The 4980-nt window shown below is 63.9% G+C and carries 5 protein-coding genes and 1 pseudogene; 3 read left to right on the top strand and 3 right to left on the bottom strand.

What is annotated here, in order from left to right; translation table 11 throughout:
* The 3 genes from flgL to RBR29_RS10435 form a co-directional block, all read left to right on the top strand.
* Window positions 1-1042 (top strand): flagellar hook-associated protein FlgL (gene flgL, locus RBR29_RS10445; RefSeq protein WP_320349087.1); only part of this gene is annotated, 1042 nt, incomplete at its 5' end.
* A 183-nt stretch (window positions 1043-1225) separates the two neighbouring features.
* Complete coding sequence (locus RBR29_RS10440; RefSeq protein ID WP_320349085.1) at window positions 1226-3019, top strand: methyl-accepting chemotaxis protein; 1794 nt, start codon at window positions 1226-1228, stop codon at window positions 3017-3019.
* A 2-nt stretch (window positions 3020-3021) separates the two neighbouring features.
* Window positions 3022-3669: a hypothetical protein gene (locus RBR29_RS10435; RefSeq protein WP_320349084.1), complete on the top strand. Its 648-nt coding sequence runs from the start codon at window positions 3022-3024 to the stop codon at window positions 3667-3669.
* Between the two features lie 58 nt (window positions 3670-3727).
* Here the strand turns inward: RBR29_RS10435 and fliR are convergent, their stop codons facing one another.
* The 3 genes and pseudogenes from fliR to fliP all read right to left on the bottom strand — a co-directional run.
* The gene (fliR, locus tag RBR29_RS10430; protein ID WP_320349082.1) at window positions 3728-4513 is read right to left on the bottom strand and encodes a flagellar biosynthetic protein FliR; all 786 of its coding nucleotides are present in this window, start codon (window positions 4511-4513) and stop codon (window positions 3728-3730) included.
* A gap of 19 nt (window positions 4514-4532) precedes the next feature.
* Window positions 4533-4802, bottom strand: coding sequence for a flagellar biosynthesis protein FliQ (gene fliQ, locus RBR29_RS10425; RefSeq protein WP_320349080.1), 270 nt, complete (start codon window positions 4800-4802; stop codon window positions 4533-4535).
* Window positions 4803-4811: 9 nt separating this feature from the next.
* Window positions 4812-4980 (bottom strand): annotated as a pseudogene (fliP, locus tag RBR29_RS10420) (flagellar biosynthetic protein FliP); the annotation flags it as partial.

The raw sequence follows: 4980 nt of genomic DNA, 5'->3' as shown, positions 1-4980 counted from the left end.
GGTTGCCAACCAGAACCTGGGGACCGAAGAAGACGCGCTCAATACGCTGACGCTGCTGCTGCAGGATGTGCGCACCCGGTTGGTCGAATCGGCCAACGGCACGCTGTCGGATGCCGATCGTGCGACCCTGTCCAATGTCCTGCAGAATGCGCGGGATTCCCTGATGGGCATTGCCAATACCACGGATGGCAATGCCCAGTATCTGTTCTCGGGTTCGCTGGGCAGCACGCCGGCCTATGGGGCGGCGGGCAATTACCAGGGCGATACGCTCCAGCGCGAAATCCAGGCCGATCAGACCCGCCGGATCGCGGGCAGCGATGTGGGTTCCGATATTTTCGAGCGCGCCCAGCCGGGCACGCGCGCCTACGTGTCCTACGCCGATACCGGCAATACCGGCACGGCCGTGCTGGGCCAGCCTGGAATCAAGGACAATGCGGGCGGCAATGCCGCGGCCAATTACAGTTTCGAGATTAACTTCAGCAGCCCCACGACCTACACCGTTGACGTTCTGGACATGTCGACGACGCCTCCGACTCCCGTGCCCGCGCCGCCGGGCTCGCCCTTCACTCTGGCGCCCGGCGCAACCGAACTCGATCTGGGCTATGGCACGGCTGTGCAGATTTCCGGCACCCCGGCCGCAGGCGACCGGTTCGACGTCAAACCGCTGCAGCACGAAAACGTCAATCTGTTCCAGACCTTCGACAGCGTGATCGCTGCATTGGACACGCCTTCCAGTGGCAACGACCAGGCGACGGCGGCACTGCGCAACGTCCTGAATACGGCCATGCAGCGTGCGGCCACCAGCTATGACAATGTATTGACCGTGCGGGCTTCGGTGGGTGCGCGCATGCAGGAACTGACCGCCCTGAACCATACCGGCACGCAGCGCAACCTGGGCTATGCCAAGGCGCTGTCGGGCATCGAGGACCTGGACTACTACGAAGCCACCACTCAGCTGAGCCTGCGCAAGATGGCCCTGGAAGGCGCCGGCCTTGCGTTCCAGACCATTCAGGGTTTGAGCCTGTTCAACCGGAACAAATGATCCGGTCGCCGGATTTCCGGCCTGGCATTCGGTATCCCGGGATTGCGCTGCAATCCCGGATTGCTTCGTTTCCCGACCGGGGCATGAGGCAATCCCGACGAATAGGGCCTACAAGGCCCTATTTTTTTAGGAAGCACCCCGGCACCGACATGGCATGCTGGGGACCGACAAGGTAGAGGCGACATGAAAAAAATTTCCGTGACATTGTCCCTGCGTGCCCGGCTGACGCTGGTCGTGGTGTTGCTGTCCCTGTTGACCTTCGCGGCGGTGGGCAGCGCATGGTTCGTCCAGCAGGAAAGCCAGCGTACGGTGGGGCAGATGTCGGTGATCGGAGTCCAGGCGAACTCCGCAGTCAAGAATGCCTACATCTATGCGCAGCAGGCGGCTACCCAGGTCGATGGGGCGCTGGGCATTGCCAATGAAAAACAGCGCCTCTGGGAATTGAGCCAGGCCGATCAACTGCTGCAGCGCTCGCGTGATGGCATGGCGTCCCTGCAATCCTCGGGAGCCCTGACAGGATCCAGCGGGGAATCCCTGCAGCACATGCTGGAAGCTTCCTTCAACGACTACTGGACCCAGGTCGAGCATCTGCGTGGCTTCGCGGCCAAGCAGGATGGCAAGGGCTTCGAGGCCCTGAAGCGCGGCCGCCTGCGTGGCGCGGCGCGTGGCATGGACCGGGTGTTCGGCCTGTTCGACAAATTCATCCAGGAACATAGCGCGGCCTCGCGCAGCGAACTGGCGCAGTTGTTCCACTGGGCCAATATGGGTTTACTGGCGTTGCTGGCCGTGGCGGTGGTGCTGGCGCTGTTGGCTTACCGGACGCTGATTCGTACGGTGCAGCGGCCCCTGCAAGCCGTCGGGCGGCATCTGCAGCGTATTGCGAGCGGTGATCTGCGCGTGTCCATCGTGCCCAAGTCCCAGGACGAGATCGGCATGTTGCTGCGTGGCCTGAAGACCATGCGCGACAGTCTGGAGACCATGATTTCCGGGGTGCGGGGCCGGATGGTGCAGATGGCTGCGGGCACCCGGCGCATCGCGGCAGGCAATCTGGACCTGAGCAGCCGCACGGATGAGCAGGCGGCTGCCTTGCAACAGACCGCAGCCAGCATGGAACAGCTGGCCAGTACGGTCAAGCAGAATGCCGACAATGCCCAGCAGGCCAATCAGCTGGCGCAGACTGCATCCCAGGTTGCATCGCGCGGTGGCCAGGTCGTAGGCGAGGTCGTGGACACCATGGAAGGTATTTCCGGCAGTTCTCAAAAAATTGCCGATATCGTGGGAGTGATCGATAGCATTGCCTTCCAGACCAATATCCTGGCCTTGAATGCAGCCGTCGAAGCCGCCCGCGCCGGGGAACAAGGCCGTGGCTTTGCCGTGGTCGCCGGCGAGGTCCGCGCGCTGGCGCAGCGTTCGGCCGGTGCCGCCAAGGAAATCAAGACGCTGATCGAGGATTCCGTCAGCCGTGTTGGCGCTGGATCGTCCCAGGTTCAGCGGGCCGGCGAGACCATGCGAGAAATCGTCCAGGCCGTCACGCGCGTGTCGGACATCATGGGCGAGATCACGGCGGCCACCATCGAGCAGTCTTCGGGTATCGATCAGATCAATCGGGCGGTTGCGCAGATGGACGCCGTGACTCAACAGAACGTGCTGCTGGTACAGCAGGCAGCGGAATCGGCTGGATCCCTGGAATCCCTGGCTGCCGAAATCAATCAGGCGCTGGCCGTGTTCCAGGTGGATGACGTTGCGCAGGACCTGGACGTATTGCCGCAGGCTGCTGTGCGGCCTCAGAACACGTCGGCATCGGGGGCTGCCGTGGCCGTCGGTCCCGAACCAAACCAGGAATCGGCGGCAGAGCCTGATGGAGCCGCGCGTCATCCGCGCAAAGACGCCGGACCATCATCGTCGCAGCGGCCCACCCAGCGGCTGGCTGCGCCAGCCCGTCCAGTGGCGCGCGAGGAAGAATGGGAGGAATTCTGAATATGACATCTTGGTTCTCGCGCAGGCGTCCAGAACAGGACGCGATCGAATCTGCGGCCACGGGATACGGACGCCGGGTCGGGCGCGTGATGCCGGCCGCTTTCGTGGCGCTGCTGGCGGCATGCTCATCGACCGGTGAATCGTTCAACACGGCGGGGCTGAACCGCATCGTGACGGGGCGCACGACGATGGAGCAGGCATCCGGGTATCTGGGTGCCCAGCCGGTGGATGTCTGGCAACAGGGGGACACCACCCTGGCGCGCTGGGCCTACAAGGGCACTATCGCCACGGATGCAGTGTATTTCCGCCAGGAAGCGTGGTTGCGCTTTGGGCCGGACGGCCTGTTCCAGCGCATGGAGCATTCGGTCAATCTGCCGCTGAAGCGGCATCCGCGAACGGCAGCAGAAGCCGACCGTGAGGCTCAGGCGGAACAGGAACGGATTGCGCGTGAAGCACCGCCCCGGACCGTCGTGGTGCAGTCGGCTCCGGAATCTGCACCACCGCCCGCCGCCGAGCCGGCGGGCGCGGCCATCGAGCCAGCGTCCCTGGCCATTCCGGCACCGGCTGCGCCCGCCGCCCAGCCTTTGTTGCCCGCTGGCACGAAGGTCATCCCAGGCGTCACATATCCAGTGCGGAAACCGGGTCGTTGATCTCGTTCCGGGCCAAGCGCCCGCCTGACTCCAGGGGTGACGCGTGTGGTATCAGCGCCTACAGTCCGGCCAGGCCGCGTGCGATGCGGGCCATCGCCTGGTAGCCGCCTTCGAACAGACTGGCCATGAAATCACCGCTTTGGGGCAGCACGATGGCCAGCGTGATCAGGCCCGTGGTCAGCGAGATCGGAAAACCGACGGCGAATACCGACAGTTGCTGCGCCGTGCGGTTCAGGATCCCCAGGGACAGGTTGATCGTCAACAGCACGATGATCAGCGGCAAGGCCAGCAGGATGCCGGAAACCCAGATCTGGGCGCTCCATTCCAGCAGCGCACCCCAGCCATCGGCCATCAGGGGCGCGCCTACGGGCAGCAGGTCAAAGGTGCGTACCAGGCCGTCGAGCATCAGCAGATGACCATTGACGGCCAGGAAGATCAGCATCGCCACGAGATTGATCAGGCGCGACAGCACCGCCGTGTTGGCGCCCGTGGCCGGATCGAAGAACGAGGCGAATGCCAGGCCCATCGGCAGGCCCACGAATTCTCCCGCCATCATTGCCGCGGTGAAGACCAGGCGCATGCACAGGCCCAGTGCCATGCCGATCACCACCTGCTGGGCGGCGATCAGCAGCCCGCTCCAGGATGCCGGGGCGATGTCCGGCATCGGGTCGAGCAAAGGTGCGCAGACGATGGCGATGGCGACCGAAAAACCGATTTTCACCCGCATGGGCACGCTGGATTCCCCCAGGACCGGGGCCAGCATCACCAGGCCGGCGATGCGGAACAAGGGCCACAACAGGCCGCTGATCCAGCCATAGAGTTGGTCGATCTGGAAGGAAACCATGGCCCTGCGCGAACGGGCCCTATGCGGCCAGCCCAGGGATGGAGTCGAGCAGGGAACGGATATAGTCCACCATGGTGCTGAGCAGCCAGGGACCCAGCAGAGCCAGGGTGGTGCCTACGGCCAGCAGCTTGGGGATGAACGACAAGGTCATTTCGTTGATCTGCGTCGCGGCCTGGAAGATGCTGATGATCAGGCCCACGGTCAGGGTCATCAGCAGCAGCGGGCCTGCCATGATCAGGGCCACGCGCAGCGCCTGGTAGGTCATGGACATGACGGCTTCGGGGGTCATGCGGGCCTCCTATTGGTAGAAACTGCGGGCCAGCGAGCCCAGCAACAGATGCCAGCCATCGGCAAGCACGAACAGCATCAGTTTGAACGGCAGCGAAATCGTGACTGGCGGCACCATCATCATCCCCAGCGCCATCAGCAGACTGGCGACCACCAGGTCGATGATCAGGAAAGGGATG

The sequence above is a fragment of the Castellaniella sp. genome, from assembly GCF_034007085.1.
Classification (GTDB): domain Bacteria; phylum Pseudomonadota; class Gammaproteobacteria; order Burkholderiales; family Burkholderiaceae_B; genus Castellaniella.
Note: the sequence above shows the minus strand (reverse complement) of the source record. Positions and strands in the feature narration are given on the sequence as shown.